Below are 15,599 nucleotides of genomic sequence, written 5' to 3'. Positions count from 1 at the left end.
TTATTTATTTCTTAAAAGAGCCTCTATTTTAATAGGAAGTCCAAAAAGATTGATAAATCCTTCAGCATCTTTTTGATTATATACAGTATCCTCATCAAATGTAGAGAATTCTTCAGAGTATAGAGAATATTTAGAATCCATACCATTTAACAGAATATTTCCTTTGTAAAGTTTAAGATTTACAGTTCCAGTTATAAATTCCTGAGTTACTTCTACAAAAGCTGATAGAGCCTTTCTATATCTAGTAAACCACTGACCATTGTATATCAATTTAGCCATATCATTAGAAAGTTTCATTTTTGCCTGAAGAGATTCTCTGTCCATACATAATCTTTCAAGTTCTTCATGTGCAAAAAAAAGTATAGTTCCACCAGGAGTTTCATATACTCCACGAGATTTCATTCCAACCAGACGGTTTTCAACAAGATCTATAACTCCCACTCCATGCTTTGCTCCTATTTCGTTTAAAGAGTTGATAATATCAAGAGCTGACATAGATTTTCCATTAAGTTTTACAGGAACCCCCTTTTCAAAATCTATAGATATGCACTCAGGAGTATCACTTGTTTTCTCCAGAGGAAGCACCCACTGCAATACATGATTGTAGTCAGGGGCATTATGAGGACTTTCAAGTTCGAGTCCTTCATGGCTTATATGAAATAGGTTTTCATCTCTACTGTAAGAAGTATTTTCTTTAAATGGAAGTTCTATTCCATGAGATTTCAAATATTCAATTTCCTGTTTACGAGATTTGATATCCCAGATACGCCAAGGGGCAATAACTTTCATATTAGGTGCAAGAGCTTTGATACCTAATTCAAATCTTACTTGGTCGTTACCTTTTCCAGTAGCTCCATGAACTATGTAAGAAGCACCTTCCTGTTGAGCAATTTCAACAAGAGCTTTAGCTATTACAGGTCTGGCTATAGATGTTCCCAATAGATATGTTCCTTCATATTTAGCTCCTGATTTAAGCATAGGAATTATGAAATCATTAACTAATTCCTCTTTTTTATCAGCAGCATAGAATTTTGAAGCCCCTATCTGTAAAGCTTTTTTCTCAACAGCTGCAAAATCATCTTTTTGTCCAACATCTACTGCCACAGCTATAACATCAAAATCATAATTTTCCTTTAACCATGGAATGATAACTGAAGTATCTAATCCCCCTGAATATGCTAAAACAACTTTCTCTTTCATTTTTATTCCTCCCTTAAGTTTTAAAATAATCTATTTATAATCTTTTAGTTATATTCAAATTTTATTTATCTCCAAAATATTTTTGAATAAGTTTATCATAAGTTCCGTTTTCATTAAGTGTCTTTAGAGCCTTGTCTATATTATCAGCAAGAGCTTTGTTGTCTTTTCCAACAGCTATTGCATATTCTTCTTTAGATACATCAGTGTTGATAAGTCCAAGTTCCTTATTTTGTTTAGCATAGTTTTTAGCTGGTTCAGAGTCTAAAACTACTGCATCTACTTTTTTAGCTTTAAGAGCCATTATAGCTTCTGCTGCTCCATTGTATCTCTGAACTTTAACTCCATCTATTGCACTTACAGCAATGTCCCCTGTATATCCGAGAATAACTCCAACATTGTGACCAGCAAGTTTATCAAAAGATTCAACTACTGGATTTTCTTTGTTTATCAGAATCATTTGATTAGATGTATAATAAGTTTCTGAGAAGTTGACGAATTTTTTTCTCTCCTCTGTAGCTGTCATTCCAGCTATAATCACATCTAGTTTTTTAGCTTGCAGAGCTGGAAGTAGTCCATCAAAAGCTATATTTTTCCATTCGATCTCTTTTCCCAGTAGCTTGGCAATTTCCTCCATAAGCTCCACATCAAATCCAACTATTTTTCCATCTTCAAGATATTCAAATGGCTGAAATTCAGCATTAGTCCCAACATAAAGAACTTTGTTTTCTTTAGCAAAGCTTACACTTCCAACAATCCCCATAAATAATAACATAACTGCACAAAATAATTTTTTCATAATTTTTTCCTCCCTTTAATTTTTTAATATATTTATAATAAATGTTTTGGTTATATTTGGGTATAAAAAAAACAGACCAGCAAATTTTTTAATGCTGATCTGTTGATATTTTAAAATATAAAATACACAGTGATATGGCTGATGCTTCTTTGAATAGAAATATAGCTCATACCTTTAGTATAAATTGAATTTTATTAATCTTCAAAATATTTTCAGGAAATAAACTATTACCTATGCCTCAAAAAAACATCTTTTTTAGAATAAGCCATAATGTTATCAGATTCATTAAAAAAGATAGAATATGCATTTGTAGTATATTTCCTGTTCCTCAATTTTAATGCCTTTAACATGATGACCCTCCTTTTTTATTTTTTAATAAGCTAATAATATCACAACATATTTTTGAAGTCAATCTTTTTTTAAAAAAGATTTTTTGAAAAATTATTTTTATTATTTGATAACTTTATCCTTTTTCATTTCAGTTTGAAGTTTCTCTGCAAGTTTTAAATAGTTGTCCCATGCAGTATTACGGATAGTGAATCCTGATTTTTTATAATCTCCAGTTTCTTCAGTTGCAGGAAGCCCTGTAAGATCAAGCATATTTTGAGTAGCTACAACTTTATCATTAAGTTCATCCATTTGAATATTGAATCCAATACGAGAATCTTCATCGAAATCTACACTTTCATATTTTGATTGTCTGTAGTATTGTTTTTGTCTAGGAAGTTTGATATCTTCAGGAGAATCTGCAAAGATTTCATCATATCTGCAAGAAATGATTTTTCCATCTTCAACAACAACTTTTAATCTTCCAGTAATTCCTTTTCCAAGATCTTCAGCTATACTGTAGAATTTAGCTTTAGAAGGTTTTTCAGTTGCTGGAGCAAGTTCAGCAGCTAATGGAACCATAGATTGCTGAATACTGTTAGAAGCTCCTGCTACTGTATCAAAATCTCCAGTTAATCTTTGTTCATCCATCATTTGTTTTTCAGCTTTTAAAACTCCCTGAATCCAAGCAGCTCCTTTAGCTTCTCCCATTTTGAAGTTGTAAGAAGACATACGCTTTGAAACGTTTTGGAAGTAACGGTTGTAGTAGTTAGGTCTAGTCATTTCGTTAAATTCAACTAAAACAATTTTTCCATCTTTTTTTACAACTTCTAAAGTTCCAAGATGTCCTTGACGGAATCTTTTTTCATTTTTGTAGTAATCCCCTTTGATGATACCTAATTGAGGCTGTACACTCCACTCAAGAACTGGTTTTTCCTTTTTAGGTGTTTCTGCAAAACTTGCACAGCTGATGATAAGTGCAGCAGCAATAATAATTTTTTTCATAGATTTTCCCCCTTGTTAAAGTTTTAATACCTTAAAATTATACTATATTTTACAGATATTTTGAATACTTTTTTAATATAATAAAGTTAAATTTTAATCTTCCATCCAAGAATCTATCATTGCTTTAACTGAACGATTCATTTCAGACATAAAATCAGAAGTTATTTTTCTTTTATACATATGGATAGCTTGATTGTGGCATCCTGGAAGGAACACAGGAGAGTCTTTTTCAACTATTTTCTTATCCATAGCTTTGAATTCTTCCACAGAAGGTTTTCTGTAACTATTTTTATGAACAATCATATCTTTAGAAAAATATCTTCTTCTCATTGTTCTGTTCTTCTGTTGCTCAGTAGGATACCCAATACACAACATAGTAATAGGCAGAGTATATTTAGGAAGATTAAAAAGTTCTTTGTGTATTTCAAAATTTTCCATGATATCACCAATATAGCAGCTTCCAAGTCCAAGATCTTCAGTAGCAAGGACAGCGGTTTGAGCAGCTATCAGAGCATCATTGATGGCAAGGAACATATCCCCTTCCTTTGGAATATATTCTTCAAAGTTATTTTCTTTATTAAAATCTTTTACTCCAGAGGCTTCTATGTAATCCATCCATCTTTGAAAATCAGCTAGAAATAAAAGGAGAAGAGGAGCTTTTCCAATCATTCCTTGATTGTCGCAAGTTTTCACAAGCTTATCTTTAATAGACTGATCATCTATTTCAATAATAGAATACATCATCATATTACCAGCAGTGGGAGCTTGAAAAGTTGCTGCTAATATTTTATCTTTTACTTCTATCGGAATTTCTTTTTCCTCATACACTCTTACTGATTTTCTTTTCATGATAAGATCTAAACAATTCATAAAATACCTCCCGAGATAAGAATATTCTTAAAAATAGTATACTATGTATTTTTAAGAATTAAAATATTTTCTTATTTAATTTTCTATCCAGTAACGTTGTTCAACAATTCCATTAACAATGATCTCGTTTTCTAAAACTCCACCATTATTAATAATACTTTTGGCTGAACCTATATTTTTTTTATCACAAACCATCAATACTTTATGTATTCCAAGTTTTTTGCATTCTTCAAGTGCCAAACTGATCATTTTTGTAGCTATTCCTTTTCTTCTTTCTGAGGGGCGAACTCCATCTCCAATATGTCCTCCATTGAGCAAAAGATTTTGATTTAAGCAGTGTCTGATATTTATTGCTCCAACGAGTATATTTCTGTCAATATCTAAACAAAAGAAAGTGGAAGTTGGAACAAATCCAGCAATCCCAATTGGTGATTCTAAATTAATTACATAATTTGTAAAATCATGATAATCTGTTTTGACAATTGCATATGGAACAATTTTTTCTCCAGCAGCATACCATTCTTCCATCATATTGTTTAGCTGCTCTTTATATATTTCATTCATTTTTATTAGTTTTAGATTCATTTGTATCTCTCCCTGTATATACATTATTCTAAAAATATATAAGACTACTATAAATAGCCAGCAGACTTTTTAAACAGCTAAGCTTTGCAGATAAAATAACTTATTTCATAAGTCAGAGTGCAGGAAGTAAAAGAGCGTATTTTGCTTATACTTGTCTTTTGAAATCCTGTAACACCAGTATTTTTCAAATGTCTTAATGCTTCTAAAGGACTGTTGAATTTAAGAATTATCGTTTCTTTCTTGAAGTTTATATTTTTGAATTTTTCTTTTAATATCTTATTAATTTCACTGTTTTCTAAATAATTTAATGAGATATTAAAGTGATCATTTATCTCTTTTAAATTTCCTTTTGTGTAAATAGAAAAAGCCAAATTATTACTTGAGCTGGAAATATTATCTATCAATTTTTTGAAAGAAGTTACCCACTGAAAAGCTGAACTTGAAATTATGATATCAGCTTTTGGAATAGGAATATTTTCAATATCCCCTTGGATAAAATCGTCATAATCTAAGTTTGATAGATATTCCCTTACATCAAAAAAATCATTAAGAATGAGAGAAGCAGGGGTATTCCTAGAAAGAAATTCCCTTGTAAATATTCCAGTTCCACACCCCAGTTCAATGACTTTGTTCATATTTTTAGATAGAGAAATATCATTTTTTATATATTCAGCTAAATTAGCAGCTGCTTTTTTTTGAACTATTGCATTTTTATCATAAGTACTAAAATTTTTGTCAAAAGTCATGTTATTCTCCAATCAAAATATCCCAGTTTTTTATTATAGAAAATGGATAATGTCCACAAGGTATTTCAGTAATGATAGTTCCATTAGCTTCAAAATATTTTTTTTGTCTTGAGGCAGGAATTATTTTATCCTTTTCTCCAATAAAAGCATGAGTAAATACATTTTTTTGTGGGACATAATTATCTTTAAAATATTGCAATTCATCTTTTATATCCTGAAAAACTTTTTCTGCTGGAGAAAAGGTACTGTCAATACCCATATTTCCATAGAACTTCTGCAAAGTATCAGGAGTAAGAGTATTAAGAGTAAGATCAAACACTCCTTGAGAAATTCCATTTTTTCCAATCATTTCTGGAGAACCATTTAATGAGATTATTTTTTTACACTTTATATTTTTTTCTGTTAGATATTTAGCAAGATAATAACTTCCAAAAGACCAACCAATAGGAATAACTTGATCATATTGCTGAAAAATATTATCATCAAGGTTATATGGAAAATTTAATACTTTTAAAATATATTCAGCAGGAACTTCTATGTGAGAAATAATATTTTCATCCATTCCCCAACCGTTAAAAAATAGTATCAATTTCATATTTTAACTCCTTTACAAATCTTGAGATATCTTCTTTTGAAAGAGAAGGATTCAAGCCTATTCTAAATCTGGCTGTTCCTTTGGGAACTGTGGGTTCTTTCACTCCATAAAGCAGAAATCCTTTTTTTCTCATATTGTCAGATATTTTTATAATTTTTGAGTTGTCCCCTATTATTATACTGATTATATGAGTTGAAGATATAGTTTCTATATGATTTTCTTTCAAAAGAGCGAAAGTATATTCTTTTATTTCCTGAAGTTTTTTCATTTTATCTTTAAAGTCTGGAATTTTTTTCAATATAAAAAGATTCCACATATGATTAACAGGTGGAAGAGCAGTGCTGTATATAAATTTTCTACTTTTATTAATTATGTAATCTTTTGATAATTGAGAGCAGATAACATATGCTCCTACAGAGCCTCCACCTTTTCCTAAGGGAATCACAAGGAAGTCAATCTCATTAACAATATCAAGTTCTTTAGCTATTCCATAACCATAAACTCCATAAGAGTGAGCTTCATCTATCATAAGATCAAAGTTATATATTTTTTTTAATTGAATAAGTTTTTCAAGATCAGCCATATCTCCATCCATACTGTAGACTGTTTCTGACACTACAAGAATATCATCATAGCTGTCTCTGTATTTTATAAGAAGTTTTTCAAGATTTTCCATATCCAAGTGTTTATATCTCATAAAAACAGCTTCACTATTAAGAATACCATCATAAATACTGGCATGATTTAATCTGTCAGTGAGTATTAATGATTTTTTATTATAAAAAGTTTCTATTATAGAGGAATTAGCATCAAACCCAGAATTAAATAATATAGCTGAATTTTTATAAATATTTTCAAGCTCTTTTTCCAACTGCATAACCTCAGAATATGAACCATCTATTAGTCTGGAAGAACTTGAAGAAAGTTTTGGGGTGTATTTAGAGTAAAATTCATTTAATAGATCTTTATCATTTGCAATTCCTAAATAATCATTAGATGAAAGGTTTATAAGGGAATTATCACATTCCTTTAATTTTCTAAAATTGTTAGTAGATTTAAGATCACAAAGTTCTTTTATTAAAATTTCTTTTTTCATTAAAATTCACCATCTTTATTTAAAGTATATACAATCATAGCACTAAAAAAGCAATATTTCAATTCACAAAATAGAATGAATAAAATTTCAATATAGATAAATTTTCCTAAATGGTATAAAATAATAAGAGCGATTACGTGAAATATTTGGAGGGATTTAAGTGAAACATAAGAGAACGAAGCAACAGGTATGGTTTATCAGAAAGGTACTATTTTCAATATTTTGTTATATAGTATTTCTGGTTGCAACAGTGGACATTACTAAAGGTATGTCTTTGGGAGAGCAATCATTGCCAGAAGAAAAAGCAGTATTAGAGCAAAAACTGGAAGATGATAAAAAAACAACAGAAGAAACAGAAAAAATAGAAGAAACATCAACAGTAAAAGATGATGATGTTCAAGAAAAAACTTCTGAAATAATAAATGACAAATATAAATATGCCAAGGGGAATATAAGAGTTTTTAAAGAAGCCAAAATAACGCCTAAAGCAGAAGATAATTTAAAAATAGGAACAAGATTAGAAGTTATTGAGGAGAAAAAAGTTGAAATAGTAAAAGAAAAAACTGTAAAAAAACCAGATGGGAAAACAGAGGTTCAAAAAACTACTACTGTTGAAAATTGGGAAAAAATATCATATCAAAAAAATAGAGAGAAGAGAACTGGTTGGATAAAAAGCAAGCAGTTGGTAGACAGTCTTGGGGCGACTCTTCCTAAGGAATGGAAGAATCTTGATTTTTCTCCAATAGAGAAAAAAAATTATCCTGAGAATAAAAGAAGAGAAGTAAGGGGAATATATGTAACAAGCAGTTCAGCTTCATTGACAAAAAGAGTAGATGATCTTATAGCTCTATCTAAGAGAACTAAGATTAATGCTTTTGTAATAGATGTAAAAGAGGATGATGGAACACTTTTATTTAAAATGAAAGCAGGAGAAAAATATAATCCAAATGCTAACAGAAGATCTCCAATAAAAGATATTGATAAATTTATGAAAAAAATGAAAGATAATAATATTTATACTATAGCAAGAGTAGTATCTTTTAAGGATCCTACTTATGCAAAAGCTAATCCAGATAAAGCTATTATTACTAAATCTACTGGGAAACCTTTTACAAATAGCGACGGAGTTATATGGGTATCTCCTCATGACAGATATCTATGGGAATACAATATAGCAGTAGCTAAAGAAGCTGCTCTTGCAGGATTCGATGAAATACAGTTTGATTATGTAAGATTTCCAGCTTCCAATGGTGGAAAGCTTGACAAAGACCTTGATTACAGAAATCCTAACAAAGAATCAAAACCTGAAACTATACAAAAATATCTTCAGTATGCAAGAAAAGAATTAGAACCTTTAGGAGTATATATTGCAGCTGATGTATATGGTCAGGTGGGAAGCCTTCCAGATGATATGGCTCTTGGACAGCACTGGGAGTCTGTAAGTAATGTGGTTGATTATATCTGTCCAATGATATATCCAAGCCACTATGGAAAAGGAGTTTATGGACTTCCTGTTCCAGATGCTGAACCATATAAAACTGTATATCGTTCAACTCAGGATTCAATGAACAGAAATGCCAATATAGATACACCAGCTATGATTAGACCATGGATACAGGCTTTTACTGCTAGATGGGTAAAGGGATATATAACTTATGGACCTGAGCAAATAGAATTACAGGTAAAAGCTCTAAAAGATTTAGGAATAAATGAATATATTTTATGGAGTCCTACAAATAGATACAGAATAGAAAAAAATCCACCTTCAGATAAAAAAGCAGAGCCTGTAAAAGAAAAAGAGGCAACTAAAAAAGCAACTGAGGTAAAGAAAACTGAGGAAGTGAAAAAGCCATAAATAGAAAAATTAATAAAAGTGTTTGAATATTGAATAAGATATGTTATAATAAAGGATAGTTCTGTGTAGGAGTTGATATTTTGGAAGGTATAATTAATGTGAATAAACCTAGCGGAATAACTTCTTTTGATGTCGTAAGAAAATTGAGAAGAATTCTGCATGAAAGAAAAATAGGTCATACAGGAACTTTAGATCCTTTAGCCCAAGGTGTTTTAGTCGTATGTATAGGCAAAGCAACAAAAATGGTTCAGGATATAGAGGGATATGAAAAGACTTATACAGCAGGATTTGAACTTGGATATAGAACAGATACCTATGATACAGAGGGGCAGGTAATAGAAAAAAGAGAAGTCAATGATATTACTTTGGATAAACTTCAAGAGGTATTGAAAAATTTCATTGGAGAAATAGAACAGATACCACCTATGTATTCAGCTTTAAAGGTAGATGGAAAAAAACTTTATGAATTGGCAAGACAGGGAATAGAAATTGAAAGAAAAGCCAGATTAATAGAGATAAAGTCTATAGATATCATAGAATTTGATGGAGTAAAAGGAAAAATCAGATGTGATGTTTCAAAAGGAACATATATCCGTTCATTGATAGATGATATAGGAAAAGCTTTAGGAACTCTTGCTACAATGACATCTTTAGTGAGAGAAAAAGTGGGAAGTTCAAGTATCAAAAATTCTTATACACTGGAAGAGATAGAAGCTATGTCTCTTGAAGAAAAGCTAGATTTTTTATGCAGTGTAGAAGATTTCTTTAAATATCCTAAAATAACATTGGAAGGAGAAAAGAATATGGTTCTTTTCCTCAATGGTAATACAGTAAGATTCACAGCTGCTGATGGTAGATATAGGATATATGATGATGCTGGAAAATTTTTAGGATTATGTAATGTAAGTAATAATTTATTAAAGGGATATAAATATTTTTAATTCCCGTAAGGAAGGTTGAAGAATGAAAATCAAAAACATAGCAATAATTGCCCATGTTGACCACGGAAAAACAACACTAGTAGACTGTCTTTTAAGACAGGCAGGAGTATTTGGGAGCCACGAACTTGAAAAAGTAGAAGAAAGAGTAATGGACTCAAATGACATTGAAAAAGAAAGAGGAATAACTATTTTCTCTAAAAATGCATCTGTACAGTATAAGGACTATAAAATTAATATAGTTGATACTCCAGGCCATGCTGACTTTGGAGGAGAGGTACAAAGAATCATGAAAATGGTTGAATCAGTTGTACTATTAGTTGACGCTTTTGAAGGACCTATGCCTCAGACTAAATATGTTTTGAAAAAAGCATTGGAGCAAGGACATAGACCAATAGTTGTAGTTAATAAAGTAGATAAACCAAATGCAAGACCAGAAGAGGTATTGTACATGGTTTACGATCTTTTCATAGAATTAAATGCAAATGATCTTCAATTAGATTTCCCAGTAGTATATGCTTCTGGAAAAGGTGGATTTGCTAAAAAAGAACTTACTGATGTAAGTGATGATATGACTCCATTATTTGAAACTATTCTTGATCACGTTGATGATCCAGAGGGAGATCCTGAAAAACCAATGCAGTTCCTTATTACTAATATAGCTTACGACAACTATGTTGGAAAATTAGCTGTAGGAAGAATACATAACGGAATTGTAAGAAGAAATCAGGAAGTTATGTTAATAAAAAGAGATGGAAAAATGGTTAAGGGTAAAATTTCAGTTCTTTATGGATATGAAGGATTGAAAAGAACTGAGGTTCAAGAAGCCCAAGCTGGAGATATAGTTTGTATAGCTGGTATAGATAATATCGATATTGGAGAAACATTTGCTGATGTAAATGATCCAGTAGCTTTACCACTTATCGATATAGATGAGCCAACTCTTGCAATGACATTCATGGTAAATGATTCGCCGTTTGCTGGAAAAGAAGGAAAATTTGTAACTTCTAGACATATATGGGAAAGACTGCAAAAAGAACTTCAAACAAATGTAAGTATGAGAGTAGAAGCAACTGACGCTCCAGATGCTTTCGTTGTAAAAGGAAGAGGAGAACTTCAACTTTCTATACTTCTTGAAAATATGAGAAGAGAAGGATTTGAAATACAGGTTTCAAAGCCAAGAGTTCTTATGAAAGAAGAAAATGGACAAAAAATGGAACCTATTGAAATGGCTCTTATTGATGTTGATGAATGTTATACAGGTGTAGTTATAGAAAAAATAGGAAGCAGAAAAGGGGAAATGGTATCTATGGTTCCTGGTGCTGATGGGTATACTCGTTTAGAGTTTAAAGTACCAGCAAGAGGACTTATAGGATTTAGAAATGAATTCCTTACAGATACTAAAGGAACTGGAATAATCAATCATTCATTCTTTAGCTTCGAACCTCATAAAGGAGAAATCCCTATGAGAACTAAAGGTGTTCTTATAGCAACTGAGCCAGGAGTAACAGTTCCATATGCTCTTAATAATATTCAAGACAGAGGAATACTTTTCCTTGATCCAGGTGTTCCTGTGTATGAAGGAATGATAGTTGGAGAACATAACAGAGAAAACGATCTTGTAGTAAATGTTTGCAAAACTAAAAAACTTACTAATATGAGAGCGGCAGGAACTGATGATGCAGTTAAATTAGCTACTCCTAGAAGATTCAGTTTAGAGCAGGCTCTTGATTATATAGCAGAAGATGAATTAGTTGAAGTAACTCCAACAAATATCAGATTGAGAAAGAAAGTCCTTAAAGAGGGAGAAAGAAGAAAATTTGAGAAGAGAAACGAAGATTAATTAAGAGAGGTAAAATATGAAAAAACTACTGACACTTTTCATAATATCTATCACAATTATTAGTTGCAGCAGTTTTGGAAACAAAAATATTCATGTACCTACATCAGAAGAGGTGCTGAATGCTGTGGAAACTGATAATACAATGCTTTTAAATAATTTTTTTGCATCAGATTTTCCAGTTGCATACAAAAATAAGGATGGAAAAAGTCTTTTAATAGTGGCATTGGAAAATGACAGTCAAAAGGTTTTAGATATGCTCCTTGTAAGAGGGGTAGATTTAGAAGAAACTTTTGAAGAGGGAAAGACCCCTATATTTTATGTAAGGAGTCTAAATGCTTTGGAACAAATGGTAAAAGCAGGATCAGATATAAATAAAAAGAATAGTAGTGAAAAAACTTTATTAAGTTATTTCATAGAAAACAAACCTTTAAGTTATAGTAAATATATCACTGAGCATGGAGCAGATGTAAATGCTGTGGAAGAAAGTGGCTGGACACCAGTATTTAGAGCAGCAGTTGGGAAGGATACTTCCCTTATAGATGCTATGAAAAATAGTGGAGGAGATTTTAATAAACAGGATTTAAAAGGAAATTTTCCAATATACTATGCTCAAGATGAAAAGATTCTATTAAAATTATTAGACCATACCAATTATAATTTGAATGCAGAAAATAAAAATGGAGAGAATATCTTAGGAGAAGTTTATCTGAGAGCAGTATCCCACAACTATATTTCTGTAATAGAAAAACTTCTGGAAATGGGAGTGAATCCGAATTATATGTCCTATGGAGATAGTGCTTTATCAATAGCAAAAGATAATAGAAATGAATCTATGATAAAATTTTTAAATTCAAAAGGAATAAGATAATTAACAAGAGAATGACTAAAAGTTTAGAGAAAACCTCTGCTTATGTGTCATTCTCTTTTTTGTATATGCTTAATAATAAAAAAGTTACTATTTTTATTAAAAAAAATAATAAAAATTGAGACTTATTGTATCTTTAAAGCTATAAAAATACTCATATATTATATTGTGAAATTTTCAAAAATATAGAATATATTAAAATTTGTCAAAAAAAAGTGGAAATTCTTTAAATAAAATAGTAAAATATAAATTAACAAAGACTATTTACATAAAAGGAGGTGGTATTTAAAATGAAGATAAAAACAGGGATTGTGTATTATTTTATGGCATTTGTCTTTTTGTTTTTTACCTCAACTTTAAATATAAAGACCACTAGCCCTCCTTTGATAGTGAGAAGCACACAAGAAAATCTAATTCTTTTACATGAAAAACAACCAATTCAAAATTATGTCTCTGCAAATTTAACAGACAACAATAACACAGATGTAGCTGTATGGAAAGATTTCCTACCAGAAATCTTAATAGAAAGCAACATTCAAGAAGAAAAAATAATCACTCATGAAAAAATTGAGAATAAACAGTATAAGAAACCTTTATACACCATACTTTCTCGGTATCGAGAAAGAGTATTGCGAATCTGATATATTCTTTCATTTTTAAATAACAATTATAAAAAATGGAGGAATAAAAATGTTAAGTGTAAAAGAGAAAATAGAATTGGAAGAATTAGAATTAATGAATAGTAAAATAGATGATGAGACAAATAAGGAAATTGAGGATGAATATGAGTATGACAATAGATTTGGAGCTACTCTATTATTGATATCATATTGTGCTATTGCCTTATTTATAGTTTTTAAAATAGCGGAACTTTTAGTGAAAAGATTTAGTTAATAAGGAGTAAAAGGGGATGGATTTAAGAAAAAAGTCGATAGCATTAATCATGGGGTTATTTTTATCAGTAGCAGTTTTTGCAAATGGAACTGCTTGTACACAATTTCATGCAAAAGAGCTATATAATGAGATGAAATTAAACGGACTTATAAGATATGATGTTTTTGTACAGGGTGTAGAAGGATTTAATAAGATTGATAAGAAAGAGAAAAACATTCTTACAATCGTGGATTTTTCTCGACCTTCAACAGAAGAAAGAATGTATGTTTTAGATTTAGAAAATAAAGAAATTCTTTTTAAATCCTATGTATCTCATGGGAAAAATACTGGAGATCTATATGCAGAAAATTTTTCCAATGTAGCAGAATCTAATAAGAGTTCTTTAGGATTTTATATGACAGAGGCACCATATAAGGGAAGTAATGGATACTCATTAAGACTTGCAGGATTAGAAAAAGGAATAAATGATAACGCTATGAAAAGAAATATAGTGGTACATGGTGCTGATTATGCTAATCCTGAAATGATAAAAACATCTGGAAGGCTGGGAAGAAGCTTTGGATGTTTTGCAGTCCCTGTGGATATGAATCATGAGATAATTGATGCTATTAAAGGAAGAAGCATCATATATGTTTATGCAGACAAATTAAAATTAACTAAAGAAAGATATGTAAGTTTAAATCTTTAAAAAATAAAACCTCTAGACTATTGATTTAGTTTAGAGGTTTTTTGTTATATGAATATTTCAGGTTCAGCTCTTCTTGTAAATTTTTCTTCTAAATCATGTTTATGAAAAAGAAAACTTTCATCAGTATAATATTTTGCATGTACAGGACATTTCTTTATACAGGCTCCACATTTCATACATATACCAGTAACCTTAGATACATCATCGTACTCAATGGAACCTAAAGGACAGGCAGACACACATATTTTACAATCAGTGCAGTTATTATTTGTGAGAGGTTTAACCTTCCTCATATCAATAGGGTTATTTTCTTTATCGAGAGGCTGATAATAACCTCGATAAGGATAAGGACCCCCAGTTACTTCAATAGGAGAATCAGGATAAAATGCTGAATTTGATAATTTTTCAAAGACTTTTTCACCTAAATTTTCAGCTATAAGTATATCTTTTTCATCTGGTCTGTTTTTAGCAAGTATATTTGAAAATGAATGTTCTCCAACAAATGCTCCTGCTCCAACAGTATGGAAGTTATTTTTTTCCAGAATATCTCTAAGTTCAATCAGAGCGTCATCATAGTTTCTATTTCCAAATAAGACAATAGGAACAGCAAGAGCTCCATTTCCCTGAATAGCAGCTAAATATTTTAAAAGGAGGTTAGGAACACGTCCAGCATATACTGGTGTTCCTAAAACTACACAATCATCTTTTTCAAAGGAAAGAATGTCTTTTCTTGCATTTAAAAGAGTAAAATCAAAAATCTTAAACTCAGCATTCATTTTCTCAGCCATAGTGGATGCTATTTTTGTAACTATTTTTTTTGTAGTTCCAGTTGCACTAAAATATACTGCCCATACTTTTTTTATCTTCATGTTATTCCTCCTTTTACATAAATAATTCCTATAAATATGATAACATATTTTATAAAAAAATACCTCATGTATCTTGAAAGATACAGAGGTACTTCTATATTATTCTTCTATATTTTCAACTGTAGTTTCTTTTAAAAAATTAAAAAGCTTAACAAAATTTTCTTTGCTAAATATAACAAATTCTCCAAGAGATTTTTTTACAGAAAATACACTGAGAAATTTATCTGTGATGAAGAAAGAAACATATCTAATATTATCATCATCTGGATCTTTGTATATATTTATAAAAAAATTACTTTTACTTTTTTCCTCCACAGCTAATAGATATTTTAAAGCATCATATTTTCCATTCAACACTTCATTTTTCAGCCATGGGACATTCCCAACATATTGATAATAGAGTTTTGTAGTTAATTTTGGTTTCATA

General features: G+C 30.4%; 18 protein-coding genes. 7 read left to right on the top strand and 11 right to left on the bottom strand.

Going from position 1 to position 15,599, the window contains the following annotated elements:
• The 9 genes from C4N20_RS01650 to C4N20_RS01615 form a co-directional block, all read right to left on the bottom strand.
• Positions 1 to 1,200, bottom strand: coding sequence for an argininosuccinate synthase (locus C4N20_RS01650; RefSeq protein WP_005981537.1), 1,200 nt, complete (start codon positions 1,198 to 1,200; stop codon positions 1 to 3).
• A 61-nt stretch (positions 1,201 to 1,261) separates the two neighbouring features.
• A complete protein-coding gene (locus C4N20_RS01645) occupies positions 1,262 to 1,996 on the bottom strand; it encodes a basic amino acid ABC transporter substrate-binding protein (protein WP_005981539.1) in 735 nt (244 codons plus the stop codon).
• Between the two features lie 227 nt (positions 1,997 to 2,223).
• Positions 2,224 to 2,346, bottom strand: a complete 123-nt coding sequence (locus C4N20_RS16780; protein ID WP_256390329.1) for a hypothetical protein — start codon at positions 2,344 to 2,346, stop codon at positions 2,224 to 2,226.
• A 100-nt stretch (positions 2,347 to 2,446) separates the two neighbouring features.
• The gene (locus tag C4N20_RS01640) at positions 2,447 to 3,328 is read right to left on the bottom strand and encodes a hypothetical protein (RefSeq protein WP_005981541.1); all 882 of its coding nucleotides are present in this window, start codon (positions 3,326 to 3,328) and stop codon (positions 2,447 to 2,449) included.
• A gap of 93 nt (positions 3,329 to 3,421) precedes the next feature.
• The gene (locus tag C4N20_RS01635) at positions 3,422 to 4,198 is read right to left on the bottom strand and encodes a nitroreductase family protein (protein ID WP_005981543.1); all 777 of its coding nucleotides are present in this window, start codon (positions 4,196 to 4,198) and stop codon (positions 3,422 to 3,424) included.
• A gap of 75 nt (positions 4,199 to 4,273) precedes the next feature.
• A complete protein-coding gene (locus tag C4N20_RS01630; protein WP_005981545.1) occupies positions 4,274 to 4,783 on the bottom strand; it encodes a GNAT family N-acetyltransferase in 510 nt (169 codons plus the stop codon).
• 77 nt (positions 4,784 to 4,860) lie between these two features.
• Entirely contained in the window at positions 4,861 to 5,529 is a 669-nt protein-coding gene (locus C4N20_RS01625; protein WP_005981547.1) for a methyltransferase domain-containing protein, read from the bottom strand.
• Between the two features lies 1 nt (position 5,530).
• A complete protein-coding gene (locus C4N20_RS01620) occupies positions 5,531 to 6,124 on the bottom strand; it encodes a pimeloyl-ACP methyl esterase BioG family protein (protein WP_005981549.1) in 594 nt (197 codons plus the stop codon).
• A complete protein-coding gene (locus tag C4N20_RS01615; protein WP_005981551.1) occupies positions 6,102 to 7,220 on the bottom strand; it encodes an aminotransferase class I/II-fold pyridoxal phosphate-dependent enzyme in 1,119 nt (372 codons plus the stop codon). Before C4N20_RS01615 ends, C4N20_RS01620 begins: the two co-directional genes overlap by 23 nt.
• Positions 7,221 to 7,380: 160 nt before the next feature.
• Here C4N20_RS01615 and C4N20_RS01610 point away from each other — a divergent pair, with 160 nt between their 5' ends.
• The 7 genes from C4N20_RS01610 to C4N20_RS01580 all read left to right on the top strand — a co-directional run bounded on the left by C4N20_RS01610 (position 7,381) and on the right by C4N20_RS01580 (position 14,303).
• Positions 7,381 to 9,075 carry a putative glycoside hydrolase gene (locus tag C4N20_RS01610; RefSeq protein WP_005981553.1) on the top strand — a complete coding sequence of 565 codons (1,695 nt, stop codon included), beginning with the start codon at positions 7,381 to 7,383 and terminating at the stop codon, positions 9,073 to 9,075.
• Between the two features lie 80 nt (positions 9,076 to 9,155).
• Positions 9,156 to 10,016: a tRNA pseudouridine(55) synthase TruB gene (gene truB, locus C4N20_RS01605; protein ID WP_005981556.1), complete on the top strand. Its 861-nt coding sequence runs from the start codon at positions 9,156 to 9,158 to the stop codon at positions 10,014 to 10,016.
• A 22-nt stretch (positions 10,017 to 10,038) separates the two neighbouring features.
• Complete coding sequence (typA, locus tag C4N20_RS01600; protein WP_005981559.1) at positions 10,039 to 11,856, top strand: translational GTPase TypA; 1,818 nt, start codon at positions 10,039 to 10,041, stop codon at positions 11,854 to 11,856.
• Positions 11,857 to 11,872: 16 nt separating this feature from the next.
• Positions 11,873 to 12,724: an ankyrin repeat domain-containing protein gene (locus C4N20_RS01595; protein ID WP_005981561.1), complete on the top strand. Its 852-nt coding sequence runs from the start codon at positions 11,873 to 11,875 to the stop codon at positions 12,722 to 12,724.
• 287 nt (positions 12,725 to 13,011) lie between these two features.
• A complete protein-coding gene (locus C4N20_RS01590; RefSeq protein WP_005981563.1) occupies positions 13,012 to 13,362 on the top strand; it encodes a hypothetical protein in 351 nt (116 codons plus the stop codon).
• Positions 13,363 to 13,411: 49 nt separating this feature from the next.
• Entirely contained in the window at positions 13,412 to 13,615 is a 204-nt protein-coding gene (locus C4N20_RS01585; protein WP_005981565.1) for a hypothetical protein, read from the top strand.
• Between the two features lie 16 nt (positions 13,616 to 13,631).
• On the top strand, positions 13,632 to 14,303 hold the full coding sequence (locus C4N20_RS01580; RefSeq protein ID WP_005981567.1) for a murein L,D-transpeptidase catalytic domain family protein: 672 nt from the start codon (positions 13,632 to 13,634) through the stop codon (positions 14,301 to 14,303).
• Between the two features lie 44 nt (positions 14,304 to 14,347).
• Here C4N20_RS01580 and C4N20_RS01575 read toward each other — a convergent pair whose 3' ends face one another.
• Positions 14,348 to 15,172 (bottom strand): EFR1 family ferrodoxin, encoded by an 825-nt coding sequence (locus C4N20_RS01575; RefSeq protein WP_005981569.1) that lies wholly within the window; start codon positions 15,170 to 15,172, stop codon positions 14,348 to 14,350.
• A 99-nt stretch (positions 15,173 to 15,271) separates the two neighbouring features.
• Entirely contained in the window at positions 15,272 to 15,598 is a 327-nt protein-coding gene (locus C4N20_RS01570; RefSeq protein ID WP_005981572.1) for a hypothetical protein, read from the bottom strand.
• Between the last annotated feature and the right edge of the window lies 1 nt (position 15,599).

This window comes from Fusobacterium ulcerans (assembly GCF_003019675.1).
GTDB classification, from domain to species: Bacteria; Fusobacteriota; Fusobacteriia; order Fusobacteriales; family Fusobacteriaceae; genus Fusobacterium_A; species Fusobacterium_A ulcerans.
This window is presented reverse-complemented; position numbering and strand designations above follow the sequence as displayed.

Excerpts from the sequence above, each read along its gene's own strand:
- C4N20_RS01645 (WP_005981539.1), bottom strand. The coding sequence starts at position 1,996 with ATGAAAAAATTATTTTGTGCAGTTATGTTATTATTTATGGGGATTGTT.
- C4N20_RS01625 (WP_005981547.1), bottom strand. The coding sequence starts at position 5,529 with ATGACTTTTGACAAAAATTTTAGTACTTATGATAAAAATGCAATAGTT.
- C4N20_RS01650 (WP_005981537.1), bottom strand. The coding sequence starts at position 1,200 with ATGAAAGAGAAAGTTGTTTTAGCATATTCAGGGGGATTAGATACTTCA.
- C4N20_RS01615 (WP_005981551.1), bottom strand. The coding sequence starts at position 7,220 with ATGAAAAAAGAAATTTTAATAAAAGAACTTTGTGATCTTAAATCTACT.
- C4N20_RS16780 (WP_256390329.1), bottom strand. The coding sequence starts at position 2,346 with ATGTTAAAGGCATTAAAATTGAGGAACAGGAAATATACTACAAATGCA.
- C4N20_RS01590 (WP_005981563.1), top strand. The coding sequence starts at position 13,012 with ATGAAGATAAAAACAGGGATTGTGTATTATTTTATGGCATTTGTCTTT.
- C4N20_RS01575 (WP_005981569.1), bottom strand. The coding sequence starts at position 15,172 with ATGAAGATAAAAAAAGTATGGGCAGTATATTTTAGTGCAACTGGAACT.
- C4N20_RS01580 (WP_005981567.1), top strand. The coding sequence starts at position 13,632 with ATGGATTTAAGAAAAAAGTCGATAGCATTAATCATGGGGTTATTTTTA.
- C4N20_RS01570 (WP_005981572.1), bottom strand. The coding sequence starts at position 15,598 with ATGAAACCAAAATTAACTACAAAACTCTATTATCAATATGTTGGGAAT.
- C4N20_RS01630 (WP_005981545.1), bottom strand. The coding sequence starts at position 4,783 with ATGAATCTAAAACTAATAAAAATGAATGAAATATATAAAGAGCAGCTA.
- C4N20_RS01640 (WP_005981541.1), bottom strand. The coding sequence starts at position 3,328 with ATGAAAAAAATTATTATTGCTGCTGCACTTATCATCAGCTGTGCAAGT.
- C4N20_RS01620 (WP_005981549.1), bottom strand. The coding sequence starts at position 6,124 with ATGAAATTGATACTATTTTTTAACGGTTGGGGAATGGATGAAAATATT.
- C4N20_RS01585 (WP_005981565.1), top strand. The coding sequence starts at position 13,412 with ATGTTAAGTGTAAAAGAGAAAATAGAATTGGAAGAATTAGAATTAATG.
- C4N20_RS01595 (WP_005981561.1), top strand. The coding sequence starts at position 11,873 with ATGAAAAAACTACTGACACTTTTCATAATATCTATCACAATTATTAGT.
- typA (WP_005981559.1), top strand. The coding sequence starts at position 10,039 with ATGAAAATCAAAAACATAGCAATAATTGCCCATGTTGACCACGGAAAA.
- C4N20_RS01635 (WP_005981543.1), bottom strand. The coding sequence starts at position 4,198 with ATGAATTGTTTAGATCTTATCATGAAAAGAAAATCAGTAAGAGTGTAT.